This window comes from Streptosporangium sp. G11 (assembly GCF_051192615.1).
GTDB lineage: Bacteria > Actinomycetota > Actinomycetes > Streptosporangiales > Streptosporangiaceae > Streptosporangium.
Map to the genome: position 1 here is coordinate 1 of NZ_JBPJUQ010000133.1, position 12,077 is coordinate 12,077.

The window sequence follows — 12,077 nt, forward strand, 5'->3', positions numbered from 1 at the left end:
CACTCCTGCGAAAACGAGTCCTGCTCGCATGATCATGAACACCCACAGTCACCCATCACGAAAATCTTGCCAGATCCGAGAAGTGGCCGCGGAAGCCCAGCATGTGCGCCCATTGCACGAGCCGGAATTCGGTCAGCTCGTCGAGGACGCCCAGGCGCATGCACTCGGCGATGAGACGTCGGGGATGGTCGCGGATCGGCAGGGCGGTCAGGTCGTCGAGGAGGTTGATGCGCCGGTCCAGCGTGCCGACACACTCGGCGGCCTTGGTGGCGTACTTGGCGATGTAGGCGGCGACGGCCTGTTCGGAGAGGTCGCCATCCATGGTGATCTGTCGGACGTCGAGCTGAGCACCCCACCGGAAGACCCGTGTGGGCTCACCGGGAACCTTCGGCACGGTCACCGCGACCGCCGAGGCGGCATGTCGTACGGCGTCCGTCATCAGGTCGGCGGTCGCCCAGGCCGGAGGAGCCGTGACCGGTCCCTCCGAGCCGTCGAGGCGGATCACGGCGTGGAAGTGGACGATCCCGCGCCGCTGGTACTCGGCGACTTTGGCGAAGGAGATGACGGCCTGTTCGCGTAGCTCCCGCTGGGTCAGTCCGGCGTTCTTGGCGATGCGTCGGCGCAGGGCCTCGGTGAAGCGCCGCCACAGCTCCGGGGACATCGCGTTGAACAGCACCGAGCCCGCATAGTCATAACACTCCGGGCACAGCGGCTCACCGAGGCACGGTTCGTCGGCCCCGTGCCGGGAGGTGCAGGACATGACCCGCCCGTGCGGGCACGTCTCGGCGTCGCGGCGGGCGTGACACGGCAGGACCTTGCCGTTCTTCTCCCGTCGTACGTGCACCGGCCCGAAGGACGGCGCGGTGAGCGTAACGAACAGGCAGGGGTGCGCGCTCACCGAGGCCGGGACGCCCTTGCCGCCGACCAGTCCCGCGCGCACCAGCTGGTAGGTGTCGGCCCGGTAGGTCTCGGCGCAGGACGGGCAGCGGGTCGCGCGCCTGGTCTTGCAGGCCACCCGCAGTACGCCGTCCGGTTCCAGGTGGGTGCTGTAGCGATGGAGAAGTGTGCCGGTCGCGCGGTCCCAGTGTTCGACCTTTCCGCGCAGGTGGATCGGCTGTCGGCAGCCGCCGGTCCGGCGGATCTGAGAGGCCCAGCGCTCGTAGTGGGGATCGCGGAGCCGGGAGATCATTCCGTCTACCGCGTGTGGATCGGTCAGGGTGGGCAAGATGGGTTCCGTCCTGTGCAGAGTGATCTGTGAGGGATGGCCCCCGGCGTGGCGCGGAACTTGGCGGTTGTGTGGCCACGCGGGGGGCGCTCACGGCTATGCGCCGTGGTTGTCGATCCCGACGCCGTCGCAGTCGGGGCAGGTCTCGCCGTCACCGGTGACGCCGGTCCCGTTGCAGGTGCAGCAGCGGTAGCGGACCACCGGGAGTAGCTCGGTCTCGGTAGGCATGGAGGACTCCCTTCACGCTGTGCGCAGGTGGCGCAGGAGGTCGGAGGCGAGTTGGCTGGACACGCCCAGGCGGGCGCGCAGCAGGTCGAGGGTGATGGGCTTGCCGTGCTTGGCGTGGTGCTCGTCGGCCACGCGGCGGGCGTAGTCGAGGAGCGCGGGAGACGGTTCGGCGCCGTCGCCCTGGTCGTCATCGGGGACGGGGAGGAGAACCGGGACCGCGGTGACCGACTCGGGTACGGCCATGGCCGGGGAGGGTTCGGGGCGGGGGCCGGTCGCCCGGCGTTCCAGTATTGAGACGGCGATCAGGAACGCCGCGGCGGGAGTCCCGGCGGTCAGCCAGCCCCATACGGAGGGTTCGGCTTGATGGAGGTTGGCGGCCAGAGACAGGACGATTCCGGCGACGAGGACGAAGGTCGGCCAGGTGAGCGGGCCGGTTCGCTTGCGGCCGGTCTCCTTGTCGCGTTGTCGCTCGCGGGCGGCCATGACGCAGGTCAGATCGACGCACACGGCCACCGCCCAGGCCATCCAGCCCGTCTGCCCGTGATCCACCGCTGTCTTGCGTACGTGGGAGAAAGAGCCGGCACCGGCGATGAGCGCCAGGACGATGACGGGACCGGAGTCCAGCAGCCAGGAGGCGAGGCGTCGCATGGTGGTCAGCCCTTCCGGAGTTCCGGCATGACGGGGTCGGGGGTGAGGAACTCGGCGAGGTCGGCATCGGTCACCTCGGCGCAGTGGGTACCGGCCGTGATCTCCGCCCAGGACGGCGTGAGACCGGCGTAGGTGTGGGTGGCGTCTTCGGCGGCCTGCTCGGAGACGTAGAAGGAGCGCGCCCGGTACCACTGGCCGTCCTGTCCGGCGACGATCGCGACGCCGGGAGTCTCGGAGGCGATGGCCCGAGCGGAGACGAGCGCCGCGGGGTCGAGGTCGCCGAGGGTCATGGTCGCGGTTTCGGGATCGTTGACGCGATGGCAGATGCGTCCCGAGCACTGAGCGCGCAGTGCGGTGACGCCGGGACCGAGGTCGGAGCCGATGCGCTGGCCGCAGCAGAACAGGTAGATTCCGAACGCCCGCCCGAGCTGGGCGACCCGCAGCAGCGCCGTTGAGGTCTTGGCGATCTCGTCTTTCTCGGACTTGTCGGCCATCAGATACAGCTCGGCCAGCTCGTCGACCAGGACCACGACGGGAACCGGCCGCCGGTCGCCGGACAACTGCCAGATGTTGCGTGCTCCGGCCGTACGGCACGCGGCCATCCGGTCGGCCATCAGTGAGACGAGGTCATCCAGCAGCCCCACGCATTCGGCGCGGGAGGTGGCCAGAGCTGACAGGCGACGTTCGTAGGGGGTGAACTCCACCCCGCCCTTGAGGTCGAAGCCGACGAGCGCGACCGGTTGCGGGGAGAGTCCGATGATCAGGGCGTTGGCCAGGTTCGACTTGCCGGATTGGGTGGCGCCCGCGTTGAGCCAGTGCGGGACCGTCCGGAAGTCGATGACCCAAGGGGAGCCGGTCTCCAACCGGCCCACGGTGACCTTGAGGAGTTCGGTCGAGACGGGGACCTGGCTGATCCGGACCAGCGGGTCTCGGATGGTCGCGGCGAGGGTGACGCGACCCCGTTTCGTCGAGGAGACGCGTACGGCGTGCACGCGCCAGGAGTGCGCGAGCCGGTCGACGACTTCGGCGTAGTCCTCGGGGATCTGCCCCTCCAGGAGGCGGATCGTGACGCGCCAGCCGTGGCGGGTCGGCATGGGCAGCCACATCCACGGCTTGGTGTCGACCGCGACCCGTTGCAGGCGTCGCTTGACGCGGACGAGGCCGGTCGAGGAGATCAGACCGGGGACGGTGGTGAACCAGAAGCGCTGCCGCTTCTTGGTCAGTCCGCAGCCCAGGGCGACCTTGCGCCAGGTGAAGCGGACCGTGACAGCGGTCAGCGGGTAACCGAGGCACAGCCAGAAGGACCGGTAGTGCCAGCGGCGCCAGGCCCAGAGCCCGGCCACCGAGGTGGCCAGGACTCCGAGCGTGAAGAGAAGACCGTCAGACACCGCGTACCTCCGCGGTGGTTGCGGCCAGGAGTGCCGAGGCGCGGTAGGCGATGCCCCAGCGTCCCGACAGTTCCCACGCGTAGCCGACCAGGCCGACAGGCTTGACCTCGTTGCCGGGGAAGACCGAAGGCTCCCCGACGACGCCGATCTTGATCAGCTCGATCTTGCCGAAGGCGTCCTCAACGGAGAACAGCACCTCGTAGACGGTCTGGCCGCTTGCCTTGTCGGTCTTCAACTCGCCGGTCTCCTTGTTCACGATGCGCGGGCACGGAGCCTTCACGCAGATGAACTGGAGCCGGGAGACGTCGACCGGGATGGGGATGTTGCGCATGCTGAAAACACCTCTCGTCTGCCTGCTGAGCAGGGCATGGGGGACGAGGGAGATCGCACGCCGTCAGAACCGAACGCGATAGCATCGAAGCGCCAACTAGGGTGCTGACCGCATCCGGCCTGGGCGGGTCTCCCGCTCAGGCCACTTTCATGTGTGGCCTGTCTCCGCTCTTCGAGAGCGGTCTTTCGGTATTTGCCCCTGAAACGCAGAAGAGCGTTTGCGTTGGGCTGTCACCTCCTTTCCAGGAGAGCTTCAGCGTCAACACAAACGCTACCTCGCACCGCGAGTACCTGCTAGTACTTTTAGTATTAGTGCACGTACTTTTTCTACACTCCAACTCGGTCCGCGAGTTCCCGCAGCTCAGACGAGGGTGGGTCTTGCATGGTCAGCAAATCGGACACAAGTTGGTAGGTGATTCGGTGGTTCCTTATCTGCTCCGGTGTGATGGCCTCGGCCTCCAGCAGCGCGGATACGGCCTCTTCGACCTGTCGACGCTGGGCGTGCGCGCGAGCGAGGTCTATCTGGAGCCGAGCGCGCCGCTCACTCGAAAGCGGCGAGGTGTCGACCGCCGTCCCGACCCGGAGCGCGTGACCGGCGTCTCCCAGCTCGACCGCCACCGCCACCTCGTGAAGCGCGACGTTGGCCGGACCGAACTCGGTGTTGTAGTCGTTGCGCCCCTCTTCCAGCCGCTCCGCGACCTCCCGAGCCCGCGCCAGGTGCTGGTACGCGGTGTCCGCCTCGTTCAGCCGGGAAGCGGCCACGGCCCGCTGCAGGGTAAGTCCACCCCACAGCGACATGGCCTCGGGCTTGCCCTCGTCGACCATGAACCACAGAGCCTCGGCAGCCGTCCGAGCCGTCTCCTCCGCCTGGTCGAAGTGGCGCGCGCCCAGGAAGACGAAGCCGAGCCGGAAGGCGCCGGCCGCCATCATCAGCGGGTTGCCCGCCCGCTCCGCGGCGACGATCGCCCGATCGGCGGCGATCCACGCGGCCTCTGGTTCGCCGAGCTTGGCGAGCGCGGCCGAGCACGCCTGGTAGGTCACCGCGAGCAGCTCGAACAGCTCCGCCCGCCGCTCCTCGGGAGCCGATCGGGCAGCGGTTTCCAGCGCGGGTATCAGCCCCCGCAGCAGGTCGGCCAGCTCCACATACCGGCTCTCGTGCGTCAGCTCCCAGGCCCGATCGACCCGCGGCTTGATCTCCGACGTGGCCGGGACGGGTGCCGAGTGCAGCATGGCGCGCAGGGAGTGAGCCCCCGACAGCACCAGGCGTAGACCGGCCGTTCCCGGGATCTCCTCGGCGGAGGCGGCGACCACGGGCGCCTCTGCGGCCAGCTCCGACAGCGGGATGTCGAGCGCCTCGGCGACCTTCTCCAGGACCGACATGCGATCGACCTTACGAACCCCGCGCTCCACCTGCGAGATCCACGCCACCGACCGATCGACCAGCCGCGCCAGCTCCGGCTGTGACAGGCCGCGCCGCTTGCGTTCCTGGGCGATGCGCCGCCCAAGGGCTCTCTGATACTCGGTGCTCACCCCGCCGTTCCCTTACCGGTCTGGAGGGTCAGCCAGTCGACCTCGGTCGAGGCCAGCAGTGCTTCCCGGGCGGCCAGGAACCGCCGGGTGTGCTCCTGCTCCTCGTGGGTGTCGAAGGCCGCGCGGTCCCGGTAGAGCTCGTAGAAGATCCGCTGGAGCGGCTGCCCGTCGACCCGGTGCGATGCGTACACCAGCGTTCCCGGCTCACCGTCGCGGATCTTCTCGATGGTCTCGCCGACCAGCTGATCGAACGCTTCGGCGGTTGCCTTGTCCTTACAGGTGAATCGGACCATCAGACCGAACATGGGTGTCCTCCTTCGTCGGAGCCTCTACGAGATCAGTACTTATTGTGCGGTGCAAGTACCCCAAGTGGCTTGCACTATAAGTACTGTACTCGTACTTTAAGTATCAGTCACATGGTGAGTTGCCCCTGACCTGCTTGATCGCGAGGTGAGCCGACGATGACCCCACCCTCAGACAGCTGTGAAGGCGCTGGAAGATGGCACCGGACCTTTCCGGGAGAGAAGGGACAGGTGCGCGCGGCCCGCCGCTTCGTGAAGGCTCACCTCCCCGACCACCCGGACGCCGAACTCATCGCCAGCGAACTGGCGACCAACGCCGTCGAGCACACGCGCACGGGACAGCCGAGCGGACTCTTCACCGCGACCGTTAAGCGCCACCCTGACGGCACCGCCTACATAGAGATCGCCGACCAGGGCGGCCCCGCCGCGTTCGGCCTCCCCACCCCCAACCGCGAAGGCGGTCGAGGGCTCTACCTCGTGACCGCTCTCACCAGCGCATGGGGAGTCAAGGGCGACGCCGCCGGCCGAACGGTCTGGGTCGAGCTACCTCCGCCCGCTCCATGAGCACCGCGCCCCCAGCGCTACGCGCTCTCCGCGAGCGGTTCCCCGCCTGGGCGTTCCTCTACAACCCCTTCGCGTACCGGTGGTTCGCCCTTCAAGGCCGTACGACCACGCTCACAGCCGACACCGCCGAGGAACTCGCCGCCCGCGTCGAGCGCTTCCAGTCACGCCGCCCCATGACCCGACCTCAACCGCGGCGATGACCCGTACCCCTCACGCGATCACACCGGCCTGCCCGATCGAGTGCCTCAAAGCCGTGCTGTCCGCCAGGGCCTACAACCCGCTCACCCAAGCCTGCGGAGCTTCGTTCGACCGGCCCGACACGGTCGCAGACGTGATCACGCTGTTGCGCACACGTCAGCTCGACCAGATCTGGGGCTTGGGTTCACGGCGTATCGGCGAGATCAAAGTAGCCTTGGTGTTCGTCGGCTTGACCCACGACCATGGCGGCCCGCTCAGCGACAACCTGTGAAGTGCTGGGTGAGGCCATCGTGAGCCACTATGCGTTCAAGGCCATCGGAGTTCGCTTACTGTCTAGTCCCATGAGATGCCTGACGGATCCGTCCCAGGACATGGACAACAGGTGATCTAGAAAACATGGGAGGCCTTGCGGGGCCGGGCAGCTTTGACGTTGCGGACCGGTAGGCCTCCGGGGAGGATCGGACCGGGTTTTGGCGCTAGGAACACGATCTTGACGATGATTCGGTGACGGCAGGTACCTGCCCTGGTTGAGGGCCATGGCGTGCCCGCTCATGCCTGTGGATTTCCTCTCTGATGAGCAAGTAGCCCGCTACCGCCGGTTCCGGGATGAGGGGTCGGTGGCGGAGCTGGAGCAGTTCTTCCGCCGGGATGCCAAGGCCTTGGATGTGCCGGCCGGTAAGCGTCGCCCGGCGACGAAGCTGGTGAGCGGTGCAGTGGGGCACCGTACGGATGCTCGGCACCCTCTGAACGTCGTGCTCCCCGGATTCGCTCAGCGAGACCAATGGTCGGGCTCGTTCGATCCACGGGTATTGATGATTGCCCTGTCCTCCTGGCCCCTCAGGCTCTGTCGTGGAGGGCCTTCCACGACTGGTCAGCTCACCTCGTGCGACAACGAGGCTGGGTTCAGGCGGATCAGGGTGATGCCGTACGCGATGATCCAGGCAACCCACATCAGCCAGCCGACGAGGCCAAGGAGACCGAGGGGGCCGGTGTGGTCGATGACCAGGGGGGTGAGGGTGGCCGAGCCGAACAGCAGCGCGGCCGATGCCAGCCCCAGGGTGCCGTGCCACGGCCGGATGAGACCGGCGCGCAGGCCGGCGACGGATAGGCCGATGAGGGCGAGTGCCAGGAAGGTGCCGTTGAGGGTGAACAGCGCGTCGTGCAGGGCCCACAGTCCCCCGGCTGTGGCGCTGTCGCGCGCGGCCGTCGACGTGAGCGCGAGGCGAATCGCGATGACCGCGGCGAAGGTGGCGTTCTGCAGTGCCAGGCCGGTGAAACCGAACAGTGACCACGCTTCGCCCCGGCCGCGTTCGAAGCGCCGTAGCGCGGAGACCGCGCCCGCGCCGAACAAGGTGGCCAGTAGCCAGGCGGAGGGAGTGAGCGCGGACGCGACGGCGACGACCTCGCCCTGGGTGCCGAAGAACGCGTTGACCTCGCCGATCTCGGCACCGGTGAGCGGCAGACCGGCGGGCACCATGATCGCGTTGGCGAGGACGATCGTGATGGCGAAGCCGAGGGCGGCGATGCCGGTGATTCGAGAGAAGTCCATGACTGACTCCGTATTCACGTTTGACGTGGTAGGGACGAGCGCATGCCCTGAATTGCCACATGTCGGGACAACGGGCTGTGGTGCTGGCAGCCGCCGCGCGCTGATCAGGCGGTGCCCGCCGCGCAGACCAGGACGAAACCGATCAGCAGCAGCCAGGAGCGCACGCCCTGGAAGAACTCCCAGCGGCGGCGGGTCCGTTCCCATCCGGCGGGCGGGTTCGCCGGATCCCAGCGTCCGGTGGCGATGTTGATCGGGACGTTGACGGCGACGGTGAACCCCACCGCGACGGCGAACGCGACCACCGCGGACCAGGCGAGCCACCCGGGCCCGCTGCCCTCGATCGCGACGGCCACCGCGAGCACCACGCACAGCGTCATCCCGACCGGCATGACCCGCCCGAACGTCTTGAGCAGGCCCTTCTCGACGGCGATGCGTTCGGTGCCGGGCAGGTGGCGCAGCACAGGATGGACGAAGGCATAGGAGCCGAACTCAGAACAGGCGACGAAACCGGTGACGGCCAGCGTGACGAAGACGAGCAGGTTCACGGCGACTCCGCGGGTAGTGGCCCGGGCGACGACGCGGTCCGCACAGCGGTCAACGCCGTCTCGATCAGCGCATCGGGCTCGGGCCAGGGCATGTCGGGTTTGGTGATGCGCAGGTCGATGGCGCCGTGCAGGGAAGCCCACAACTCGGTGGCCAGTACGAACGCCGCATCGCGGCGGGCGGGCGACAGGCACGCGCTGACGGCGTCGACCAGCACCTTGTAGGAGGCCGCGCCGGGATGCGCAGCGCCGGGTTCGAGCCCCAGCCCGGCCGGGCCCGCGTTCATGGCGCTGAACAGCACCCGGTAATGCCCCGGCTGCTCCAGACCGCTCCGGACGTACGCCCTGGCGATCGCCTCGAGCCGCGCGACGGGGTCGCCGGCGGCGGACACGGCGGCGCTTTCGAGCTGCTCGGTGAACTCGGCGAACCGCTCGGCGATGACAACACGCAGCAACGCCTCCTTGTCCGGGAAGTGCCGGTACACCGAAGGTGCGGTGACGCCTGCGGCGGCGGCGACGGCCCGCATGGTGAGCGCGTCGGCGTCGCCGAGCTGCGCCAGCAGGTCGGCGGCCACCCGGACCACCACTTCACGCAGCTCGTGCCCGGTGCCACGGCGCCTGCGGTGCGTTGCGGTCATGGGGTGACGGCCTCGCCGTCCAGCAGCACACGGACCAGAACCCGGCCGCTCGCGATAGCCGCGTGTACGTCTGCGGTGTCCGGGGTGCCGTCCGCGCCGACCCGGACCCGCGCCCAGCGCCCGTACGCGCGGTGGTCACGCACGAGTGCGGTGAGCGCCTCGGCCACAACAGCGGGCTCGCGCACCGCCTCGGCCACCGCCGCGACCCGGCGGCCCCGCAGCCTCAGCTCCACCGGCACCCCACCGTCGAAGTTGCGCCACCACCCCCCCTTCGTGGTGATCAGCAGCTCGCGGTCACGCTGGAGGTAGTTGACGGGGGTGACGTAGCGGACGCCGCTGCGGCGCCCGGTGAAGCTCAACAGGAGACTCCTCCGGCTCATCACCGGGTGCAGCGGCGAGGACAGGATCGCGGCCGGGATCCAGTTGCGCAGCGATGGGGTGGCCATCAGACGACACCGCCGGGGCGCGGCACACCCAGCCGCCGCCCCATCTCGTCGGCCAGCGCTTGCAACGCCGCGAGCGGCCGGACGAACACCGTGAGATCCGAGATCCGCTCGTCCCGGTCCTGGCGGGCGACGAGCAGCCCGTCGGCCCGGCCGGGGTGGCCCGCGACCTGGGCGCTGAACATCAGAACCGAGGTGTCGCCGACGCCGCCGATGGTCGCCAACACCTCGATGTCGTGCAGCACCCCGTCGAGCACAGCCCCGATGACGTGAGACGCGGCACCGACCCCCTCGATCGGCTCGTCGTGCACCGCGACCCGCAAGGTGACGTCCTCGGCCAGCACCACGGACACGGCAGTGGCGTCCTCCGCGGCGAGCGCCCGTCCCAGTTGATCCAGCACTGCTCCCCCTCCAAGTAGGTTAACGATCGTTATATTAACGCACGTTAGCATACTTCTGCAGCGCGGGCCCGTGGCCGAGTCGGCCATGGCCCTCAACCAGGGCAAGTGCCTGCCGTCACCGAATCATCGTCAAGATCGCGTTCCTAGCGCCAAAACCCGGTCCGATCCTCCCCGGAGGCCGGTAGGTCGGTGGTGCGATGCACCGTGCGCGGGCCTTCGTCCAGGTCGATGGTGAGCGTGCTGTCACTGACGTGCACGGTGACGACCTGGCCGGCACGCAGGCGACCGAGCGAGACGCTCTGGCGGGCGACCACGATCACCCCGCAGGAACTGGTGCGGCGCTGCACCGTGATCGTCGACCGCCCGGCCACCCACGCGCCCTCGTCGCTGCCTTCGTGGCCCCGCGCCGGCACTCCGGGCGCGACCTCGGTCACCGGACAGCCCGCCTCTACTTCCAACACAGCGCGATACCGCTGCTCCATGACGCTCAACTCCACCAGCGCCAACCCGGGCCTCCCCACACGATCGTCACCGATCACCAGGAAGGCAGGTCAGCAGAAGGGGTGTAAAGCATCAACCGAAGCCGCACTGTCAAGCATCAGCCGAAGTAGGACAAGCAGTCTGCCCACTCCGGATGAGAACTTTCTCTACGTCTTTAAAGGCGATCCGCCTGCGGCGTCTCGCCACGCGTCGGGCGGTCGCTGGCCGCGCTGCGGCTCTTCGGCCGGTCGCGGCCAGCACCGCCCACGCGGTAACGGCTACCAGACGAAACCTCGACACCTGACAGTGCCGTTAACGCAGCGCATCCGGTGTGCAACTTTCCCCGAAGGTGTCATGATGTGCGAGACCTGCCACGGCCGGCCAGAAGGGAGAGTTTGTGTCAGCGTGGTTACTGACTTTGATTCTAGCCGTTGTCGTGTCGGCGACTCAAACTTGGTTTAAGCTCGTTTCCCGCGAGCCGCCTCCTGGTAAGCGGCACGCTCTCACGATGGACGACGCAGTATTCTGGATCGATTGGATCGTCACTGCGGTGTCCGCGTTCTTCCTGTTCCTACTTGCCGCCGCGCAAGCCAATAAGGCAATTGGCACGCCGCACGTCTTCGTTGCAGTGGTGGTATTAGGCATGGGGGGAATGGTTATTCCATTTGCTTTCCGACTAATATGCTATGACGGAAAAGGCAATATCAAGGGATGGGTATACGTAGTAGTTGCCAATGTTGTCGGCCTGCTAGTTCTCTTGTCATCGGTGGCGGCGGGGGTGAAAGCATATGGGGCGTAATGGCATCCGGGTGGCGACTATTCTGTCGGCAATCGGCATCGTTGTTACCGTGACTGCGGCCCTTAGCTCCGTCTCTCTATCCTCTGGGCTGGGTAGTGCTGACTCACTCGCATCAATAATAGGAGCTATTGTAGGAGGTGCTGGGCTAGCTCTATCAATCAATGCGACACTCTCCGAACGCCGCAAAGCGAGTGAGGTATCCTGGGAACTCACCCGTTCGAAAGACCGATTCGTGCTCCGCAATGTAGGGAGAGCTATCGCGACAGGCGTCCGGCTAACAGGTGTGGGTGTTGCTCAGGTCGCTACACAGCTTCCCGAAGGCGCGACAATCCGGCCAGGGGCATCGGTGAGTTTCATGATGGCGGGCAGCTTGGCCCATGCGATCCCAGATGACATTGAGGTCACCTGGGACGGGCATCCAGAGCCAGTGATCCTTCCGGTGCCGCCCCGATGATTCGGTCGTCCGGGCAGAGTAAGTGTTTCCGCTGTCCCCCGTTCTTGATCTGGTCTGCGGAAACACCAAACCCATCGGTGGCCAACCTTCAACAGGCCAGCATAACGCCACGTCACTGACGTTTTCTCACTGAATCTCAATTGATTCGGCCGTGCTCGAAATGTACGAGGACGAGGGCGGCGCGGACAAGGTCGCCGAGGCGATTTGGGCTGAGGCTCGTGTGCTGAAGGGCGGTCCAGCGTGTGGTGAGAAGCGCGAAGCCGCGTTCACCGAGGCTGCGAAGGGAGCGTTGCAGAGCGTTATGGGTGCGGTTGTCGACGCTGAGGACGTTGCCGTCAGCTGGTTGCTTGAACGGCAC

At 67.3% G+C, this 12,077-nt stretch carries 18 protein-coding genes; 4 read left to right on the top strand and 14 right to left on the bottom strand.

The window, feature by feature from the left end; all coding sequences use genetic code 11:
* Positions 1 to 55: 55 nt before the first annotated feature.
* From ACSDR0_RS46675 to ACSDR0_RS46705, 7 genes are all read right to left on the bottom strand, one after another.
* Positions 56 to 1,225 carry a replication initiator gene (locus tag ACSDR0_RS46675; RefSeq protein ID WP_435295429.1) on the bottom strand — a complete coding sequence of 390 codons (1,170 nt, stop codon included), beginning with the start codon at positions 1,223 to 1,225 and terminating at the stop codon, positions 56 to 58.
* 96 nt (positions 1,226 to 1,321) lie between these two features.
* A complete protein-coding gene (locus ACSDR0_RS46680; RefSeq protein WP_435295430.1) occupies positions 1,322 to 1,453 on the bottom strand; it encodes a hypothetical protein in 132 nt (43 codons plus the stop codon).
* A gap of 12 nt (positions 1,454 to 1,465) precedes the next feature.
* Complete coding sequence (locus tag ACSDR0_RS46685) at positions 1,466 to 2,101, bottom strand: DUF2637 domain-containing protein (RefSeq protein WP_435295431.1); 636 nt, start codon at positions 2,099 to 2,101, stop codon at positions 1,466 to 1,468.
* A 5-nt stretch (positions 2,102 to 2,106) separates the two neighbouring features.
* Entirely contained in the window at positions 2,107 to 3,489 is a 1,383-nt protein-coding gene (locus ACSDR0_RS46690; RefSeq protein WP_435295432.1) for an FtsK/SpoIIIE domain-containing protein, read from the bottom strand.
* Positions 3,482 to 3,820: a hypothetical protein gene (locus tag ACSDR0_RS46695; protein ID WP_435295433.1), complete on the bottom strand. Its 339-nt coding sequence runs from the start codon at positions 3,818 to 3,820 to the stop codon at positions 3,482 to 3,484. Before ACSDR0_RS46695 ends, ACSDR0_RS46690 begins: the two co-directional genes overlap by 8 nt.
* Before the next feature lie 326 nt (positions 3,821 to 4,146).
* On the bottom strand, positions 4,147 to 5,349 hold the full coding sequence (locus ACSDR0_RS46700) for a helix-turn-helix domain-containing protein (RefSeq protein ID WP_435295434.1): 1,203 nt from the start codon (positions 5,347 to 5,349) through the stop codon (positions 4,147 to 4,149).
* Positions 5,346 to 5,654 (bottom strand): putative quinol monooxygenase, encoded by a 309-nt coding sequence (locus ACSDR0_RS46705; RefSeq protein ID WP_435295435.1) that lies wholly within the window; start codon positions 5,652 to 5,654, stop codon positions 5,346 to 5,348. The genes ACSDR0_RS46700 and ACSDR0_RS46705 overlap by 4 nt, the downstream gene beginning before the upstream one ends.
* Positions 5,655 to 5,810: 156 nt before the next feature.
* Here ACSDR0_RS46705 and ACSDR0_RS46710 point away from each other — a divergent pair, with 156 nt between their 5' ends.
* Genes ACSDR0_RS46710 through ACSDR0_RS46720 form a run of 3 tightly spaced genes read left to right on the top strand, consistent with a single transcriptional unit; the run spans position 5,811 to position 6,684 of the window.
* Positions 5,811 to 6,215: an ATP-binding protein gene (locus ACSDR0_RS46710; RefSeq protein ID WP_435295436.1), complete on the top strand. Its 405-nt coding sequence runs from the start codon at positions 5,811 to 5,813 to the stop codon at positions 6,213 to 6,215.
* A complete protein-coding gene (locus tag ACSDR0_RS46715) occupies positions 6,212 to 6,415 on the top strand; it encodes a hypothetical protein (protein ID WP_435295437.1) in 204 nt (67 codons plus the stop codon). The genes ACSDR0_RS46710 and ACSDR0_RS46715 overlap by 4 nt, the downstream gene beginning before the upstream one ends.
* Complete coding sequence (locus tag ACSDR0_RS46720; RefSeq protein WP_435295438.1) at positions 6,412 to 6,684, top strand: hypothetical protein; 273 nt, start codon at positions 6,412 to 6,414, stop codon at positions 6,682 to 6,684. Before ACSDR0_RS46715 ends, ACSDR0_RS46720 begins: the two co-directional genes overlap by 4 nt.
* A 600-nt stretch (positions 6,685 to 7,284) precedes the next feature.
* On the opposite strand, the gene ACSDR0_RS46725 is transcribed toward ACSDR0_RS46720, so the two are convergent.
* The 6 genes from ACSDR0_RS46725 to ACSDR0_RS46750 all read right to left on the bottom strand — a co-directional run bounded on the left by ACSDR0_RS46725 (position 7,285) and on the right by ACSDR0_RS46750 (position 10,492).
* Complete coding sequence (locus ACSDR0_RS46725) at positions 7,285 to 7,962, bottom strand: hypothetical protein (protein ID WP_435295439.1); 678 nt, start codon at positions 7,960 to 7,962, stop codon at positions 7,285 to 7,287.
* A gap of 104 nt (positions 7,963 to 8,066) precedes the next feature.
* Positions 8,067 to 8,507, bottom strand: a complete 441-nt coding sequence (locus ACSDR0_RS46730) for a DUF1772 domain-containing protein (RefSeq protein ID WP_362695576.1) — start codon at positions 8,505 to 8,507, stop codon at positions 8,067 to 8,069.
* Positions 8,504 to 9,142, bottom strand: a complete 639-nt coding sequence (locus ACSDR0_RS46735; protein WP_435295440.1) for a TetR/AcrR family transcriptional regulator — start codon at positions 9,140 to 9,142, stop codon at positions 8,504 to 8,506. Before ACSDR0_RS46735 ends, ACSDR0_RS46730 begins: the two co-directional genes overlap by 4 nt.
* Complete coding sequence (locus tag ACSDR0_RS46740; protein WP_435295441.1) at positions 9,139 to 9,588, bottom strand: nitroreductase/quinone reductase family protein; 450 nt, start codon at positions 9,586 to 9,588, stop codon at positions 9,139 to 9,141. Before ACSDR0_RS46740 ends, ACSDR0_RS46735 begins: the two co-directional genes overlap by 4 nt.
* Positions 9,588 to 9,986: a hypothetical protein gene (locus tag ACSDR0_RS46745; RefSeq protein WP_435295442.1), complete on the bottom strand. Its 399-nt coding sequence runs from the start codon at positions 9,984 to 9,986 to the stop codon at positions 9,588 to 9,590. Before ACSDR0_RS46745 ends, ACSDR0_RS46740 begins: the two co-directional genes overlap by 1 nt.
* 143 nt (positions 9,987 to 10,129) lie before the next feature.
* Positions 10,130 to 10,492 carry a hypothetical protein gene (locus tag ACSDR0_RS46750; protein WP_435295443.1) on the bottom strand — a complete coding sequence of 121 codons (363 nt, stop codon included), beginning with the start codon at positions 10,490 to 10,492 and terminating at the stop codon, positions 10,130 to 10,132.
* Positions 10,493 to 10,974: 482 nt separating this feature from the next.
* Here ACSDR0_RS46750 and ACSDR0_RS46755 point away from each other — a divergent pair, with 482 nt between their 5' ends.
* Complete coding sequence (locus ACSDR0_RS46755; protein WP_435295444.1) at positions 10,975 to 11,265, top strand: hypothetical protein; 291 nt, start codon at positions 10,975 to 10,977, stop codon at positions 11,263 to 11,265.
* 590 nt (positions 11,266 to 11,855) lie between these two features.
* Here the strand turns inward: ACSDR0_RS46755 and ACSDR0_RS46760 are convergent.
* Positions 11,856 to 12,077 (bottom strand): hypothetical protein, encoded by a 222-nt coding sequence (locus ACSDR0_RS46760; protein WP_435293670.1) that lies wholly within the window; start codon positions 12,075 to 12,077, stop codon positions 11,856 to 11,858.

Excerpts from the sequence above, each read along its gene's own strand:
- ACSDR0_RS46715 (WP_435295437.1), top strand. The coding sequence starts at position 6,212 with ATGAGCACCGCGCCCCCAGCGCTACGCGCTCTCCGCGAGCGGTTCCCC.
- ACSDR0_RS46725 (WP_435295439.1), bottom strand. The coding sequence starts at position 7,962 with ATGGACTTCTCTCGAATCACCGGCATCGCCGCCCTCGGCTTCGCCATC.
- ACSDR0_RS46710 (WP_435295436.1), top strand. The coding sequence starts at position 5,811 with ATGACCCCACCCTCAGACAGCTGTGAAGGCGCTGGAAGATGGCACCGG.
- ACSDR0_RS46705 (WP_435295435.1), bottom strand. The coding sequence starts at position 5,654 with ATGTTCGGTCTGATGGTCCGATTCACCTGTAAGGACAAGGCAACCGCC.
- ACSDR0_RS46755 (WP_435295444.1), top strand. The coding sequence starts at position 10,975 with ATGGACGACGCAGTATTCTGGATCGATTGGATCGTCACTGCGGTGTCC.
- ACSDR0_RS46740 (WP_435295441.1), bottom strand. The coding sequence starts at position 9,588 with ATGGCCACCCCATCGCTGCGCAACTGGATCCCGGCCGCGATCCTGTCC.
- ACSDR0_RS46680 (WP_435295430.1), bottom strand. The coding sequence starts at position 1,453 with ATGCCTACCGAGACCGAGCTACTCCCGGTGGTCCGCTACCGCTGCTGC.
- ACSDR0_RS46720 (WP_435295438.1), top strand. The coding sequence starts at position 6,412 with ATGACCCGTACCCCTCACGCGATCACACCGGCCTGCCCGATCGAGTGC.
- ACSDR0_RS46735 (WP_435295440.1), bottom strand. The coding sequence starts at position 9,142 with ATGACCGCAACGCACCGCAGGCGCCGTGGCACCGGGCACGAGCTGCGT.
- ACSDR0_RS46695 (WP_435295433.1), bottom strand. The coding sequence starts at position 3,820 with ATGCGCAACATCCCCATCCCGGTCGACGTCTCCCGGCTCCAGTTCATC.
- ACSDR0_RS46685 (WP_435295431.1), bottom strand. The coding sequence starts at position 2,101 with ATGCGACGCCTCGCCTCCTGGCTGCTGGACTCCGGTCCCGTCATCGTC.